This window comes from Nocardia sp. NPDC059240 (assembly GCF_042753865.1).
Classification (GTDB): domain Bacteria; phylum Actinomycetota; class Actinomycetes; order Mycobacteriales; family Mycobacteriaceae; genus Nocardia.
Window position 1 is genome coordinate 249,408 of sequence record NZ_JBHZAC010000007.1, and the last position, 15,763, is coordinate 265,170.

The 15,763-nt window shown below is 69.4% G+C and carries 8 protein-coding genes; 1 reads left to right on the forward strand and 7 read right to left on the reverse strand.

Features of this window, described 5'->3' with window-relative positions; translation table 11 throughout:
• Nucleotides 1–11: 11 nt before the first annotated feature.
• From ACFXHA_RS26280 to ACFXHA_RS26300, 5 genes are read right to left on the reverse strand one after another with little or no spacing between them, the layout of a single operon-like run.
• A complete protein-coding gene (locus ACFXHA_RS26280; RefSeq protein WP_379361183.1) occupies nucleotides 12–824 on the reverse strand; it encodes an acyl-CoA thioesterase domain-containing protein in 813 nt (270 codons plus the stop codon).
• A gap of 58 nt (nucleotides 825–882) precedes the next feature.
• A complete protein-coding gene (locus ACFXHA_RS26285; RefSeq protein WP_379361185.1) occupies nucleotides 883–2,343 on the reverse strand; it encodes a polyketide synthase in 1,461 nt (486 codons plus the stop codon).
• A 22-nt stretch (nucleotides 2,344–2,365) separates the two neighbouring features.
• Nucleotides 2,366–8,569, reverse strand: coding sequence for an SDR family NAD(P)-dependent oxidoreductase (locus ACFXHA_RS26290; protein WP_379361187.1), 6,204 nt, complete (start codon nucleotides 8,567–8,569; stop codon nucleotides 2,366–2,368).
• Entirely contained in the window at nucleotides 8,566–12,543 is a 3,978-nt protein-coding gene (locus ACFXHA_RS26295; protein WP_379361189.1) for an SDR family NAD(P)-dependent oxidoreductase, read from the reverse strand. The genes ACFXHA_RS26290 and ACFXHA_RS26295 overlap by 4 nt, the downstream gene beginning before the upstream one ends.
• A gap of 3 nt (nucleotides 12,544–12,546) precedes the next feature.
• A complete protein-coding gene (locus tag ACFXHA_RS26300) occupies nucleotides 12,547–13,479 on the reverse strand; it encodes an acyltransferase domain-containing protein (protein ID WP_379361191.1) in 933 nt (310 codons plus the stop codon).
• 400 nt (nucleotides 13,480–13,879) lie between these two features.
• On the opposite strand from ACFXHA_RS26300, the gene ACFXHA_RS26305 reads away from it, so the two are divergent.
• A complete protein-coding gene (locus ACFXHA_RS26305; RefSeq protein WP_379361193.1) occupies nucleotides 13,880–14,308 on the forward strand; it encodes a nuclear transport factor 2 family protein in 429 nt (142 codons plus the stop codon).
• Here the strand turns inward: ACFXHA_RS26305 and ACFXHA_RS26310 are convergent.
• Both ACFXHA_RS26310 and ACFXHA_RS26315 read right to left on the reverse strand, forming a co-directional pair.
• The gene (locus ACFXHA_RS26310; protein ID WP_379361195.1) at nucleotides 14,274–15,467 is read right to left on the reverse strand and encodes an alpha/beta hydrolase family protein; all 1,194 of its coding nucleotides are present in this window, start codon (nucleotides 15,465–15,467) and stop codon (nucleotides 14,274–14,276) included. The two genes, ACFXHA_RS26305 and ACFXHA_RS26310, sit on opposite strands and share 35 nt — an antisense overlap.
• A complete protein-coding gene (locus ACFXHA_RS26315) occupies nucleotides 15,464–15,724 on the reverse strand; it encodes a helix-turn-helix transcriptional regulator (RefSeq protein WP_379361197.1) in 261 nt (86 codons plus the stop codon). The genes ACFXHA_RS26310 and ACFXHA_RS26315 overlap by 4 nt, the downstream gene beginning before the upstream one ends.
• Nucleotides 15,725–15,763 lie beyond the last annotated feature (39 nt).

Genomic DNA, 15,763 nt, shown 5'->3' on the forward strand with positions numbered 1-15,763 from the left:
ATGGCCATCGCTCACTGGGCCTGCGCTGTCGCGGAGATCTCGGCGGCGAAGGCGGCCGGGTCCACGGCCCGGCGCGTGTTCGAGATGCCGGACGCGACGGAGACGCCCAGCGGGCCGCTCCGGTCGTACAGGGTGGCCGCGCCGATCGCGATGCCACCCGCGGTGATCCGTTCCTGGGCCTGCAAGCCCACCTCGGAGCTCTCGGGCAGGCGTGAAAGCGTAAGTGTCACATCACAATTGATGTAACCGATGCCCGCGCTTCCCCAATTGCAGAGCATGCTGGTGGTATCGGCGGCATAGGCGGCCATCTGGAGCGGCGAGTTGGACTCACCCTCGACCATCGGGGCTACGTCGTGCCACACGGACTTGCGATCGCCGTTCAGACCCGCCGCGAAATCACCGGTCCAGTCCTGCTCGCCGAATTTGAACTGGATCGGATTCCATTCGGCGCTCGGCGGCGGCGCCGCGAACTGCCGGTCCGGCTGCCAGACCTGTCCCGGCGATTGCTCCCCTGCGGCCAGGTACATCAGGGTCGCACGCACTCGGACCTCACCGGCCTGCTCGAGCGCGACATCGACGACACGCACCCGCCTGCCGTCGCGAACCACCGCGCTGCGAAACCGGATCGGTTCGTAGACCACCGGTCGGAACAGATCGACCGTGAACCGCGCCGGCACGAACAGCGTTCCGGGATCGTGTGTTTCGGCCTCCCGCGCCAGGAGCCCGCAGACCGCCGTCCCGGCCACCTGCGACGGCGCCCATGGGCTGACCGCCCATTCGGTCGCGACATACTGTCCGCCGACGTTTTCGAAGAAGGCAGCCACTACGCCATACCCCTGTCGATCTCGAATTGCACTGAGTTGGACATGTTTCAGCCGGTCGCTACCGCGGAACTCTCGGCGCCGTACCGAGAAATGCCGGGGCGCAAGGGATCCGATTCCATCCGGGTCGCTGGATGTCGCCGCCCGGCGGCAGCGCCGGGGTGCCCTCCGGCGCGGGGCCGACGATGACATGAGCATTGGTGCCGATGGCGCCGAACGAACTCACCCCGGCGAGCGGGCCCGCCTCTTCGAGCGACCACGGGACTTCGTGCCCGGAGAACCGAATATCGCTGCCCTCCAAATCGATTCGCGGGTTCAGCGTCTGGAAGTGCGCCAGCGGCGGCACCGTCCGTTCGCGAACACACAGCAGCGCCTTGATCAGCCCGGCCACTCCGGCGGCGGCCTCGAGATGGCCGAGGTTGGCCTTCACCGCGCCCACATGCAATGGCTTGCCGCCGTTTCGGGTACCCAGCGCGGCGACAATGGCGCTCGCCTCGATGGGGTCGCCGAGGGAGGTGCCGGTGCCGTGCGCTTCCAGCAGTCCGATCTCCTCGGGCTTGCATCCGGCGTCGGCGAGCGCCGCCTCGATCACCCGGCGCTGAGCCTCGGCGTTCGGTGCGGTGAAACCCGAGGAGCGTGCGTCCTGGTTGACCGCGCTGCCGTGAATGACACCCAGCACCCGATCGTTGTCGCGGACGGCGTCGGCCAGCCGCTTCAGTACGAGCAAGGCGCCGCCCTCGCCCCGGACATAGCCGTTGGCCCGCGCGTCGAAGGCCTTGCACAAGCCGTCGGGGGCCATGGCGCCGGTCTGCTGGATGACCGCGGTGGAGCGCGGCGACAGCATCAGGCTCACACCGCCCGCGAGCGCGAGGTCGGATTCACCGCGTCGCAGCGCGGCCACCGCGTGGTGGACGGCCACCAGCGAGGAGGAGCACGCGGTGTCGAAACCGGCCGCGCCGCCGCTGAATCCGAAGTGATAGGCGATGCGGCCCGCGGCGAAACCACCGCCGATGGCCAGCGCCCAGTGCGGATCGACATGTTCGGGTTCCCAGGCCGCGTAGTCCTGACGTCCGGCAATGCCCACGTAGGTGCCTACCGATTCCGGAAGCTCCCCGTTCGGGTCCATCCCGGCGTGCGCCAGCGCCTCCCAGGCCACCTCCAGCATCAGTCGATGCTGGGGGTCCATGGCCTGGGCCGCCTTGGGGGCGAAGCCGAAGAAGCCGGGGTCGAAGGAGAGCGGGTCGGTGACGAAACTGCCCCGCGTCGGCAGGTAGTCCCATTCGTCCTCGAAGGGCCAGCGCCGGTGCCTGGGCATATCGGTGATCAGGCTGCGCCCTGCGCGCAGTGCCGTCCAGTAGGCATCCAGATCCTCGATGCCGTCGGCGAAGCGCAGGCCCGCCCCGATGACCGCGATGGGCCCGCCGACCGGGGTCGACGGCGACTGCTCGCGTAGCTCCTTGATCGTCGCGGTGGCGCGGCGCAGCGCCGCGCGCAGGGCCGCCGTCGAATCCGGATCGTCCATGGAAGTGTCTCCTGATGTCATGTCAGCCGACGGTCACGGGGACCGTGGGCAGTGTGTCGGTGAGTCGTTCGCCGATCGCGCCCGCCAGCGTCTCGGCGGTGCCGTAGGTCCACAGCAGGGTGGGCGAAAGCCGCAGTCCGAACGCGGATTCCAGGCGGTTGCGCAATTCCAGACTCATGAGGGAATCGAGCCCGAGCGCTTTGAACGGCGTGCGGGAATCGAGCTCGGCCGGTTGCATGCGCAATACGCGCGCGGCCACTTCGGTGATCTTGTCCCGGACCAGGACGTGCCGACCGGCGGCGGTGCAATCCGCCAGCGCCGCATGGAATTCGACCGCCCCCGCCCCCGCCGACACGAGCACGCTCCGCTGCCGCAGCAGCTGCCAGCTCGGTTGGGCGGCGGCGTCGGGATACGCGTCGAACCACAGTCGTGGGTCGAAGGCCATATACCCGGCCACGGCTCGGTCCTGGGCGAGGAAGCCGGCCATGGCGTGCCACGCCTCGCCGGTGGTGTGGCTGGTGATTCCGCGTTCGATGAGCCGAGCACGCCGATCATCCTGTGCCGCGGCCAGTCCCACGTCGGCGAAGTACCCCCATTGGATGCTCAACCCGGGCCGCCCCGCGTGCCGACGCGCCGACGCGAGCGCGTCGAGATAGGCGTTGGCCGCTACGTACGCGGCCTGTCCGGAGCTGCCGATCAAGGCGGCGGCCGAGGAGAACAGGACGAACAGGTCCAGGGGATCGTCGGCGGTGAGCGTGTCCAGGTGCCGGGCGCCATCGATCTTGGGCCGAAGCACGCGCTCCAACCGGTCCGCCTCGAGCCCCAGGATGGTGGCGTCGTCGAGGATGCCGGCGGCGTGGAAAACCCCGCGCAGCGGCGGAAGTTGCGTGCGGATCGCGTCCAGTGCCGAGGCGAGCTCGGCCGCGTCCGCCACATCGGCCCGATAGCTGTGCAGCCCGGCCGCTTCCACCGCGTCCGGTGCGTTCCTGCCGATCAACGCCACCGCGCCCGCACCATTGGCGAGCAGGTGGTCGGCCAGACTGCGGCCCAGCGCGCCGTGACCGCCGGTGATGACATAGGTGCCGTGTGCGCGGAAACGCCTCTCCGGCAGGGGATCCGGAGCGATGTCGGTGACCCGGCTCGGCCCGGTGAGCACGAGCGCGCCCCGGCTCTCCTGCTCGATCCCTGCGAAAGCTGCCAGCAGGGCCGCTGCCCCGGTGAATTCACCGACGGTGATGGCCCCCGGGGCTGCGGCCCGCACACCGACCCGCTGCCACGCCTCCCGCAGTGCGGCGGCGAACCGTTCGGGACGACGAACCATCAGTCCGGGGACATCGACTGCCGCGAGGGTGATCCCGTTCGCTAACTGCCGCAACCCGATCCGACGATCGATCCGGATATCCGATGCACCGACCGCGAGATAGCGCCCGTCCTCGGCCAGCACCCGCAGGCCGAGCTCGTCGGTCGACCCGGTCAGCGGATCGAGCACCACGTCGACCCCACGGCCGCCGGTCACCGCCCGAACCGCGTCCGCCCACTCCGGCGTCCGGGAATCGAAGACATCCTCGAGGCCGAGGTCGCGACGCAGCTCGTCCCGGCCCGCAGCGGTGGCGGTGGTGGCGATGATCCGCGCCCCGAGTTCGCGGGCGACGCGGAGTGCGGCTCGTCCCGATACCGTTGCGGCGGAGTGGATCAGCACCGTCTCGCCCGGCTCCAATCGAGCGAGGGCGGTGAACGCGTACCAGGCGGTGGTGATCGCCATGGGCAAGGCAGCGGCGAGCTCGGCCGACATGGCGTCCGGAATCGGTTGCGTGTGATCGGCCCGCACGGTCAGATGCGTTGCCAGGGAACCGAACCCACAGGCCACCACCCGGTCGCCGACGGCGCGATCGGTGACCCCGGGACCGACCGCGCGGATGACACCCGCGCACGCGAGGCCCAGTGGATTCCGGTCTGCGGCGTCGCCGGGAGACGTCCCCGCCGCCAGTAGCGCGTCGCGGTTGTCCACCGCCGCCGCCTCGATGTCGATCACCACCTCGCCCGACTCGGGTGAACGCACCTCGAACGGCCGCGGGTGCGTTTGGGCTCCGATCCGTCCGGCAGCGCCGACGAGCTGGAACGTACGCGTCGTGGCATGCCAAGGACGCACTGTCGCAGTGTTTTCCGGCTGCTCGCCCTGTTCCAGACGGCCCACGTACCGCGCGGCTCCGGTGCGCAGCACGATCTGGTCCTCGCCGGTTCGCGCCAGGAGTTCGGCGGCGCACTCATCGAACCGCCGGTGCGGTGCGGCGAGATCGGGCGCACCGAGATCGATGATCTCGGTGGACAATTCGGGGTGCTCGCGGCGCAGAACCCGAGCGAATCCCCAGTACAACGCGCCACCTGGGTCGGGGCACTCGGCGGGGTCGATCGCCTGGGCCGCCGTGGTCACCACCACCAGCCGTGGTGTGGCGGCGGATGATCGGACGCATGCGGTGACAAGGTCGCGGAGTTCGAGCAGCCCTCGGCGCTGGAGGTCCAAGCCCGCGTCGGCCGGGGGCGCGAGGTGCACTATCGTGTCGGCCTGCTCGACGCCGACGGTGGCCCCGCCGCGGCGCAGCGCCGCGGTCAGCTCGGCGACGGCGTCTCCGGACCCGGTGACGGCGAAAGTTCCTGCGGGCCTGCCCGTTTCCACCCGGGTGGCCGCCTGCCAGAGGAAGGACAGTTCACGGTCGTGCGTCCCGGTCTCGGCGCGCACGTCCTCGATCGCGAGCAGTTCGAGGCCCAGGATGCGGGCCAGCGGCGCACGCTCAGCGTCGAAGACGTGAATATCGGCCGTGGTATCGGAGCGCCGGACGGCATAGGCCCAGGCGGTGTCGAGGTGTCCGGCGGGTCGGCCGTCCAGCAGCAGTTCATCGATGCCGCCGGGCAGCATGGTGTGCTCGCCCTCGAACAGCGCCAGCGCCGTCTGCATGGCGCAGTCCACGAGCGTGGCGTGCAACTCGCCCGGATGCGACGTGGCGCGAGCGCTCTCGCTGAGCACGATCCTGCCCAGCGCGAACTCACCCGCTTCGTCGCGCCCGCGCCGGAGCTCGCACAGCCCTTGGAAATTCGGCCCCAGGTCCACCCCGCGCCGGGCGCAGGTGGCGTAGAACTCGGCCACCGGCAGCTCGTCGCCGGGCAAGGGTTCGCCGGGTAGGGACGGGAACGGTCGCGGCGCGGCGGGGCTGTCGGGGGTCCGCAGCGCACGTCCGCGCGCATGCACCGTCCACGTCTCGGCATCCGTGTCCAGCGCCGCGATCTCGAAGCTCGCCCCGGCCGCGAAGTCCTGCCGCAGCGTGATTTCGACCCGGGACGGCATCGCGCCCAGGGTGAGCATTTCCACGAACCGCAACCCCGACAACGACACCGTGTCCGCACCGAATCGGGTGCGCGCCACCGCGAGCGCCAGCACGGCCCAGAACGCGCCGGGAACCACCACCGCGTCGCCGACCACATGATCGGCCAGCCAGGGGATCCCCGCCGGGTCGACCGGTAGCGTCGCGTGCCAGGTCCCGGCTTCGACAGTGCTGGGGTACACGGGGATTCGATGCGTTCCTACCGCCGGTTCGAGCCGCGCCGGACCGGCGTCGGGGATCCAATGCGATTGCGGCAGCAGCGGATACCTCGGCAGCGCCTGCGTCGTCGAGCCGACCGCCGCGAAGGGGCGCAGCCCGGCGACGAAGGCGCGCGCCAGACTGCGCGGCCACTCGATGCCGGGATCACAGTCCCGATAGAAGGACGGCAGCACCCGCGGCGCGTCGGCGCGCTCGGCGGCCAGCTGTTCCACCGCCGGCAACAGCACCGGATGCGGGCCGATCTCGACCACATGGGTGACGCCGGTATCGAACAGCGCGTTCATCGCGTCGGCGAAAAGTACCGGGTTGCAAAGATTTTCCACCCAATAGTCGCCGATGAGGTCTTCCGGTCCGACGGTGCCCACCCGGACCGTCGAGAACATCTCCCGCTCGCCCGGAAGGGGCGCGACACCGGCCAGCTCGGCCTGCAAGGGAATTCGTACGGCCGCCATCCCGGGGCTGTGGGAGGCGTAGTCCACATTGACCATTCGGCAGAAGACGCCGTCGGCCCCGAGGATCTCGCTCAGCGCCTCGATGGCGTCGGCGTCACCGGAGAGCACGCACGAGGTCGGGCCGTTGTGCACGGCCAGCGCCACCAGATCCTCGAATCCCGCGATGGCGGCGGGAATCTCGGCGACCGGCAGCTCGACGGCCAGCATGCGTCCGGTCCCCGCGACCGACCGCAGCAGGGCACTGCGCCGAGCCACGATGAGCGCGGCGTCGTCCACGCTGAGCAGACCGGCCACCGTGGCCGCGGCGATTTCGCCCTGGCTGTGTCCGACGACGACGTCGGGCACGATGCCCGCCCGCCGCCAGCAGGCCGCGATGCCCAGGGACAAGGCCCACAACACCGGCTGTACCTGATCCACCCGCTCGAGCCAGCCCGGGCCCGCGGCGCCCGACAGCACCGCGACCGGATCCCAGTCGACGTGGGGTCGCAGCGCGCCGGCGCACGTGTCCACGGCCGCGGTGAACTCCGCGTCCCGGCCGTAGAGCGCGGCGCTCAGGCCGTGCCATTGCCCGCCCTGGCCGGGGAAAACGAAAGCGGTACGGCCGATGTCGCGGGCCCGCCCAGACAGCGTGGACGGCGATTCGGCGGCCGGGTCGTCGGCGTGCGCGCGCAGTGCCGCCGCCAGTTCGTCCGGGGCGGTGCTCAGCACCGCCGCCCGCAGTGGTTGCGCGGGCGCGCGCAGGCTCAGCGCGGCGACGATCGGGGCCACGCGGTCGGGTTCGGCGTCGAGCAGATCCGCGAGATCGCGGCACCGCTGCCGCAGTGCGGTCGCGGTATGCGCCGACACCGGAAGGAATCCCGCGACCTCGGTGCTCGGTGCCGTCTCCGGTGCGACGCGGGGCGCGCGACGCAACACCACGTGCGCGTTGGTGCCGCCCCAGCCGAACGAGTTCACGCCGATGCGGACGTCATCACCGTCCGGGAGCACGCTGTGCTCCCGCACGACTCGCACATTCAGTTCGTCGAAGTCGATATCGGGACTGAGCTCTCCGGAGTGCAGGCTCGGCGGCACCACACCGTGCTCGAGGCACAGCACGGCCTTCACCAGTCCGGCGATACCCGCCGCGGCCTCCAGGTGACCGATATTGGTCTTCACCGAACCGATCAGCAGCGGACCACTCGCGGCGGCGCGCCCGGCTCCGAGGATCTCACCGAGCGCCCGCGCCTCGATGGGATCGCCTCGGCGCGTTCCGGTTCCGTGTGCCTCGACATAGGCGAGTGTGTCGATGTCCAGGGCTCGCGTCGGGTAGGCCCGCCGCAGCAGATCCCGCTGGCCCTCGGAGGAGGGTGTCACCAGGCTCTCGCCGCCGCCGTCATTGTTCACGACGGTTTCCGTGATGACCGCCCGCACCCGGTCGCCGTCGCGCAGGGCCGCCCGCAACGGCTTGAGATAGATCGCGATCACGCCCTCGCCACGGACGAATCCGTTCGCGCCGACCCCGAACGCCGCGCACCGCCCGTCCTCCGACAGCCCGCCGAAATACGTGAGCCCTACCGAAACATCCGGTGCCAGCATCAGATTCGCGCCGCCGACCAGGGCCGCGTCGATGTCCCCGGACCGGATGGCCCGGACCGCCAGGTCCAATCCGACCAGGGCCGAGGAACAACCCGTCTCGACGGTCATGCTCGGTCCGGTCAACCCGAGGGTGTAGGAGACCCGCGAGGCGATGACATCGAGCGCATTGCCGACCGAACTGTGCTGGCTGGCGCCGAGGCCGCGGTGCTTGCGCAGAATCTCGTAGTCGTGCCACGAGGCGCCGATATAGACGCCGGTGCGGGAGCCACGGAGGTCATCCGGGCGCGCACGGCCGTCTTCCACCGCGCGCCAGGCCATTTCGAGCATCAGACGCTGCTGCGGATCGATATCGGCGGCTTCGCGTGGCGACACGGCGAAGAACGCCGCGTCGAATTCCGCGACGCCGTCGATGAACCCGCCGACGGCCTGAATCCTGCGCTCTCGGTCCAGCGGGGCGTCGGTGTCCCAGCGTTGTTCGGGCACCGGGCGAATGGCGTCGCCGCCGGTGTTCAGCAGCTCCCACAGCGCCTCGATATCCGCCGCGCCCGGAAATCGGCCCGCCATGCCGACGATCGCGACGGGCTCCACCCCCGCGGTGGTCATCCGACGCTCCCGACCGACTCCGCCGTAACGACCGCGGTGTCGCGCAGTCGGTCCGTCGCCTCGGTGAGGCGGGCAATGAGGTCGGTGGGCAAGGGTTCTCGGTCATAGATGGCCGAGAGGCGATCGAGGAGCTGTTCGACCTCGACGACGATCGGGGCGGCCAGGTCGGCGGGCCTCGGGATAATCTGTTCGAGCACGTGGCCGGCCAGCAGCCGGACCGTCGGATGCTTGTAGATCACGGCATTGCCCACCCGCACGCCGGTCATCGCCCGCAACCGCGCACCGAGTTCGATCGAACCCAGGGAGTCGAGACCCATCTCGGCGAACTGCCGATCCGATTGCACCACATCGGGTGTGGCGTGCCCCAGCACCATCGAGACCGGCGCTTTGAGCAGTTCGGTCATGGCGGAGAGCCGCTCCGCCGGACCGAGCGCCGCCATCCGAGCCGTCAGCGCGGCTGGGTCGTCGGCCTTCGCCGCGGCTCGGCCCCCGGCGTGCGGCAGCGCCCGGAACAATGGCGCGGGTTCGCCGGTCGACCCGTCGGCCACCCTCGCGATGTCCAATCCGACCGGAAGCGCGTAGGGCACCCCGGCGCGCAGTGCGGCATCGAAGAATTCGACGGCCTCCGCGGATGTGATCGGGGTCAGCCCCAAGCGGCCGAAGCGGGCGCGGTCCGCGTCGTCGAGTTCGTCGAGACTGGAGGTGTCTCCCCACCAGCCCCAGGCCAGTGCGGTCGCGGGCAGTCCGCGCCGCTGCCGGTACCCGGCCAGACCGTCGAGGAAGACATTGGCGGCGCTGTAGTTGGCTTGACCTGGCCAGCCGAATACCCCTGCCGCAGAGGAGAACAGCACGAACATCGACAGGTCCAGGTGCACGGTGAGTTCGTGCAGGTGCCACGCGCCGACGGCCTTCGCGGCCAGCGCGGTATCGAGCTGGTCGGCGGTGAGCGCGGTGAAGGTCGCGTCGGCGAGCGCCGCGGCGAGATGGACGACCGCGCCGACCGGATGCGCGTCCGGTACCCGGGCCAGCACGGCGGCCAGCGCGTCGCGATCGCTCACATCGCACGCGGCAACGGTCGTCTGTGTGCCCATCGCGGCCAATTCCGCTGTCAGTTCCGCGATTCCGGCCGCTCCCGCACCGCTGCGGCTGGTGATCAGCAGATGCTTCGCGCCGTAGCCGCGGACCAGGTGCCTGGCGATGATCGCACCGATCGCACCGGTGCCACCGGTGATCAGCACGGTGCGGTTCGGATCGAAGGCGGGCGGCGCGGCGGCCGCCTCGGGCGGGGGCGCGACATCGGCCCCTGAGCGAAGGCGGCGGCCGAGGAATTCGCCACGGCGCATCGCCAATTCGGGCTCCTCGAGGCGCAGGGCGGTCGCGATCTCGTCGAGGCTGATATCGTCCGCGTCGAGATCGATTTGCACGATGCGGTCCGGATGTTCGGACTGCGCGGTGCGCACCAGCGCCCACGCGCTGGCGTCCACCAGCGCGGAGACACCCGCGTCGGTCTCGGCCGAATGCACACCGCGGGCGAGGATGACAAGCTTGCTCTCGGCGAATCGTGGCTCGGCCAGCCATGTTTGGATCGTCTTCAGCATCCCGGCGAGTTCGGCGCGCAGCGCCTGCGGCGGCTGCGCATCGGATCGCGTGTCCCCGGAGACCAGCCGCGACCACACCACCACGGGCGGCACGGCGTCTTCGTGATGCACCGCGGCATAGAGGGATTCGAGGTCACGGTGCGTGCCGACCGCCCCTCGCACACCGAGCGGCCCAGCGCCGACAATCGCCCATCCACCCCGGCTGTCGGAGTAGCGTCCGCGCCACGCCTGGAGGGGCAGCCATTCGACGCCGAAGAACGCGGGGCGCGAGCCGTCGACCGCAGCCTCGTTCCCCAGGTCGGGGCCGGCGTCGGAGACGACCGTATGTCGATACCGGCGACGTTGGAAAGCATAGGTGGGCAGTTCGATCGGCCGCTCGGAGCCGACCGGGTAGATCGTCGGCCACGCCGGGGACACACCGCCGACATGCCCCTCGCCGATGGCGGTCAACACCCGGCGGATACCGGCGTCGTCGCGCCGGAGCGAGCTGAGAATCAGGCAGGAATCTGCCGCGTCGCCCAGCGATTCGTGCATGGCGGCGGCCAGGACCGGGTGCACGCTCAACTCGATGAGAGCGTCGCAGCCCGCCGCGTGGACGCTGCGGCAGCCATCGTCGAAATTCACCGGCTCGCGCATGTTCCGGAACCAATAGTCCGGACCCAGTTCCTCGCCCGCCAGCACGCCGCCGACAACCGTGGAGACGAAGGTGACGTCGGTGGCGCGCGCCGTGACCGGGGCGACCGCGGCGGAAAAGCGTTCGCGCAGCACATCCACGTGTTCGGTGTGCCCGGCGGCCTCGGCCGCGAGCCGACGCGCCCGCACGCCTTCCCGCTCGCACGCGGCGAGCATTCGCTCCACCGCCGCCACCCCGCCCGCGACGGTAGTGGCCGACGGCGAGTTGACGGCCGCGATATGCAAATCCGCGATGCCGGACATCAGTTCACGCACCCGTGCGGCGGAGGCATTGACCGCCGCCATCCCGCCGGTCCCCTTCAGCTCGACCAGGAGCTTGCTGCGCGAGACCACGATCCTGACGGCGTCGGACAGGGTCAGCGCACCCGCGACATACGCGGCCGCTATCTCGCCCTGCGAGTGCCCGATCACCGCGGCGGGCACGATTCCGAACGACTTCCACAGTGCCGCAAGGGAAACCATTGCCGCGAAGAGGGCGGGCTGCACGACGTCGGGACGTTCGACCGAGGGCGCGCTCGGCGCTTCGTTCAGCACGTCGATCAACGACCAGTCGACGAATTCGGCCAGAGCCGCATCGCATTCGGCGATGGACGCCGCGAAAACCGGGGATTCGGACAGCAATTGCGCGGCCATACCCGTGAATTGCGGGCCGTGGCCGGGGAAGACGAACGCCACCCGGCGGGGCACGGCGCGGCCCCGAGGCGGCCCCGCCGGATTGCCCGCGGCCACGGCCGTCAGCCCGGCCAGCAATTCGACCCGATTGCGCCCCAGCACCACCGCACGGTGGTCGAAGGTCGACCGGGTCGTGGTCAGCGCGTGGCCTACCTCGCGCGCGGTGATCTCGGGGTGCGCCCGGACGTGGTCGGCGAGGTGCGCGGCCTGCGCGACCAGCGCCTCGGGCGACTTGCCGGACAGCGGCCAGATGACCAACGGCACCCGGTGACCGCGGTCCGACAGCATGGCCGGCGCGGACTCCGGTGCCCGCTCCAGCAGCACGTGGGCACCGGTGCCACCGGTGCCGAACACCGATACCGTGCCCCGGCGCGGCATCGAGTCCTCGCCCAGCTCGCGAATCAGGTCGAGCACGGCCGAGATGCCCGTCATCGGGGAATCACCCCGCAACTGTTCCTGGACATCGAGGTCGGCGGCCGTGATGCCGGCCGTGTGCAACAGGGCGTCGGTGGATTCGCCCTGATCGATCACGGAGCCCCGGACCAGGGCGAGCACCCGGTGGCCGCGCTCCTGGGCGTCGGACAATCGCTCCAGCACGAAGACCGCCGCGCCCTCGGCCAGGCCGCCGACGCCGCCCGCGAGCGCGAGCGAACAGTCACCGGCGGTCAACGAACGCGTCGCGAGCGCAAGGGCGGCCAGCATGGCGGACGCGCCGGTGTCGATGCTCAGCACCGGACCGCGCAGGCCCAGCACGGTGGCGGCGCGGCCGAAATCGCCGCCGGCGGCACCGATATGGACGCTCGTGTCGCTCCCGTGCAGCGTCGTCGGGTCGATGCCCGCGTATTCCACTGCCTGCCAGGAGGTTTCGAGCAGCATCAGGAGCCGGCCATCGGTGGCCTCGGCCGCCGCCCGATCGAATCCGAAGAACTCCGCGTCGAACGCGCCCGGTTCCGCACTGGCGGCCAGGCCGACGATCGCGATGACGTCACCGGTAGGGACATATTCCGACATGTGTCACCCGAGCGCTTGCGTCGACGTGGCCGCATCCAGCTCATCGGGCGTGAGAATCAACGTCATGGTCAGCGGCTCCACCACCAGACGCTGCGGTAGACCCGGCCCGAGTCCGATCACCGTGGTGGTTCCGATCCGCTCGACCTGCGTCATCAGCGGCTTGACTCCGACGGAACGAATGTGGTTGTCCCGGAAGAACTGTCGCACTTCCTCGGCCGTGGACACGGTATCCGGGGTGTGCGAAGAGAACAGCGTGATCTTCGGATCCCGGAAGGTCATCCCGGCGACATAGGGTTCCATGAAGTCCGTCGCGTACTGCGCGAGGGGACTGTGGAACGCGCCGGGATACTCCTCCAGCATCTGCATGCGACGCGGATGCTCGGCGACCAACTTCTCCAGCGCGTCGGTATATCCGGACAGCACGATGACGTGCACATCGCCGCCGTGAGCGGCGTCGTAGTCGGCCGCGAGATAGATTCCGGGGCGACGCTCGCCGTAGTAGTCGAGCGGGTCGTCACCGAATCGCAAGGCGGCCACCGCCATTCCCTGCGGTCGCGAGTCGGGCGACTGCGGTGGAATGAGCCGGTGGTGGTGCAGCATCTGGAACAGTTCACTGCGCTCGACCGCACCGGCCAGACTGGCGGCGATCACGCCGCCGAGGCTGATGCCGCCGACGGCGTCGGGATGAATGCCGCGGTCGGCGAGCACGTCGTACATACCCACGACCAGCGTCGCCTGCCGCAATCCGTCGAAAGCGTGCAACGCTTCCTTGCCCTGACCGCTGCCGCCGCCGACGAGCAGATCCTGGACGGAAAGTTCCGTCCATTCGGCGACCTCGTCGAATGCGCGGCGAATTGTCGCATAGCGGCCATAGAATTCTTGGACGGACGAATCTGTCAGTGGGATATGACCACCGAGCAAATAGGATGTAGTCACACTCGGACCCTTCCGGTCGACAAAGGGTCGCGAAGTCCCCCCCGATGCCAACCGCTCAGAAAATTCGGTTGCGTAACAGTTCCGCCACGCGTAGCGCGTATAGACGGAAGAAGCCCCCAAATGCATTGCGCATCTGTGATGTAGCGCTGCCCGCTTGCCCGGGGCGCGGCACCAAATCTAGAACCGGTTACAGAAACTGTCAAGGCGTAATGGTAGGTCGCCACCGGATTCCCTTGTCACGGCGCGCCATACAGGCTGGCAGGCTGTCAGAAGGTCGGATTCTTCCCAGAAAGCCATCAGGTCGGTCAGGTTCACTTTTCTTTATGTGTCGCTTGCGGGTCGGGGTCGGTCGAACGACGGATTCTCCGCGGTGATCGGCGGGGCGCGGTAGGTTGGGGTCGTGCCGCTTGCGTCTGATCGGGTGCAACAACTGCTGGATCGAGCTGATCTCGGTGATCTGGTCGCGGGCATCACCGGATGTTTGGATCGGAAGGATTTCGGGAGGCTGCACCGCTACTACGCACCCGACGCTGTGCTGAGAATGGCGGACGTCGTATGCGTCTCCGTCGAGGAGATCGTCGCGGTCGCGCGAAAGAACCATGAGATGTTCTGGCAAACACAGCATCTCGTCGCGGGCGTGACCGTGTCGATCGCGGGGGATCAGGCGCGGGTGGTGGCGAACGTGGTGGCGGTGCTGATGCCCGGCCCGCACGGAGCGGACATTCATCTGATGGGCAGCCGTTATGAACTGGCCGCCACTCGTATCGAATCCCGCTGGGTGGCAGACGAACACGTCATCGTGCCGCTGTGGGATCTGCGTCGTCCGTGAAGTTCCGCCACATCCACCGCTCGGCCATGGCCGTCCAATCGGCGAATTCCCGCGCGGCACAATGACCGTCGCCGGGATACAGCCGTAGCTGCGCCCGGAGGGCACCGGCGGCGAGATCCCGTGAGTCGCGCACGCTGACCACCTCGTCGGCATCACCGTTGACCACCAGCAGCGGAATCGCGATCAGTGGGTACCGGCCGCGCAGTGAGAATCGGCTCAGTCGGGTGCCGAGATCGCGTACCGTCTTCGCGCCCAGGGCATTGCGCATGGTCTCGATCACGACCGCGGGCACCCCGAGCATGCCCGCCGGGCCGAAGCTCCGATCGGTCGGTGCGCCGCTGACCACAGCGCAGCGCAGCAGCCGGTTGATGGTGGCCACCGCCGCCGTCCAGTAGCCGCCGAGGCTGAGCCCCAGCATGGCCATGCGGTTGCGATCGATCCGGGGATGTTCGGCGAGCTGCTGCAAGGCCGTGTCGAACACTTGCGCGGATGCAGTCGACAGTCGAGTGCGGGAGCCCCAGGTGCCCGGCATCTCCAGTGCGGCGACGGCCATTCCGCGGCAGGGATACCCGAGAAAGGCGAGCAGGGACTCCTGCACGGTGGCGTCGACACCGTTGACGATGAGCACGACCGGCACCGGACCGCTGCCCTTCGGCAGCAGCAGGCAACCGTGAACGATCTCCCCGTCGTCGGCCACGGTGAAGGGCTCGAATTCGACGCCGAGGGCGGGCTCGAGCGTCGTCGACAATCGCTCCAGTTGTCTCCGGGTGTCGTGATATGCCGCCGTACGGGCGGGGGAACCGCCCGGCCACGCCGAGATCAATCCGTACACAGTCGATTTCACCAGTGCGTCCACCGTGTGGATGTCGCGGGCGGCGGCTCCCTGGTCGAGCAGTAGTTCCGCGGTGGGCGACAGCGCGGCCGCAGTGCGCTGCGACCGGGCGATTCGATTCCAATAGGTCGTCCACGGTTGCTCGCGAAACGATCGAATGCCGTGCAGCTGAGTCGATAACAGCGTCTCGTCGATTCCGCCGAGCCCGGCGAATCGGTGTACCCATGCCTTCGGCACCACACGGTCCGCGCCGCGGTGCCGGCTCAGCAATTCGGTTGTTCCCGTCAGGGCGCATGCGGTGACGATCGATCGTCGCACGATGCTCACGCCGGGTCGCTCGACTCGTGCGCGGCCGTCGGTGTTTCGCCGAGCAATTGTTCGAGGGTGACGAATCCGTCCTGCAGAAATCGCAGCAGCAGTGCGGTTTTGGTCGGTGCGTCGCGGCCCACCAGGCGGTATTTCTCGCGCACCCGCAGCACGTGGGTGTTCACCGTGCCCATGGAGATGTACAGGCGCTTGCTCACTTCCGTTTTGGTGTCGGCCACTACCCAGGCATTCACCACCTCGACTTCGCGTTTGGTCAAGGCGGGTCGTCGGCATGGTGCCCGGCATTCGTCAGGCCG

Bases quoted from the DNA above. Each gene is read 5' to 3' on its own strand.
- ACFXHA_RS26285 (WP_379361185.1), bottom strand. From the start codon at position 2,343: ATGGACGATCCGGATTCGACGGCGGCCCTGCGCGCGGCGCTGCGCCGC.
- ACFXHA_RS26295 (WP_379361189.1), bottom strand. From the start codon at position 12,543: ATGTCGGAATATGTCCCTACCGGTGACGTCATCGCGATCGTCGGCCTG.
- ACFXHA_RS26290 (WP_379361187.1), bottom strand. From the start codon at position 8,569: ATGACCACCGCGGGGGTGGAGCCCGTCGCGATCGTCGGCATGGCGGGC.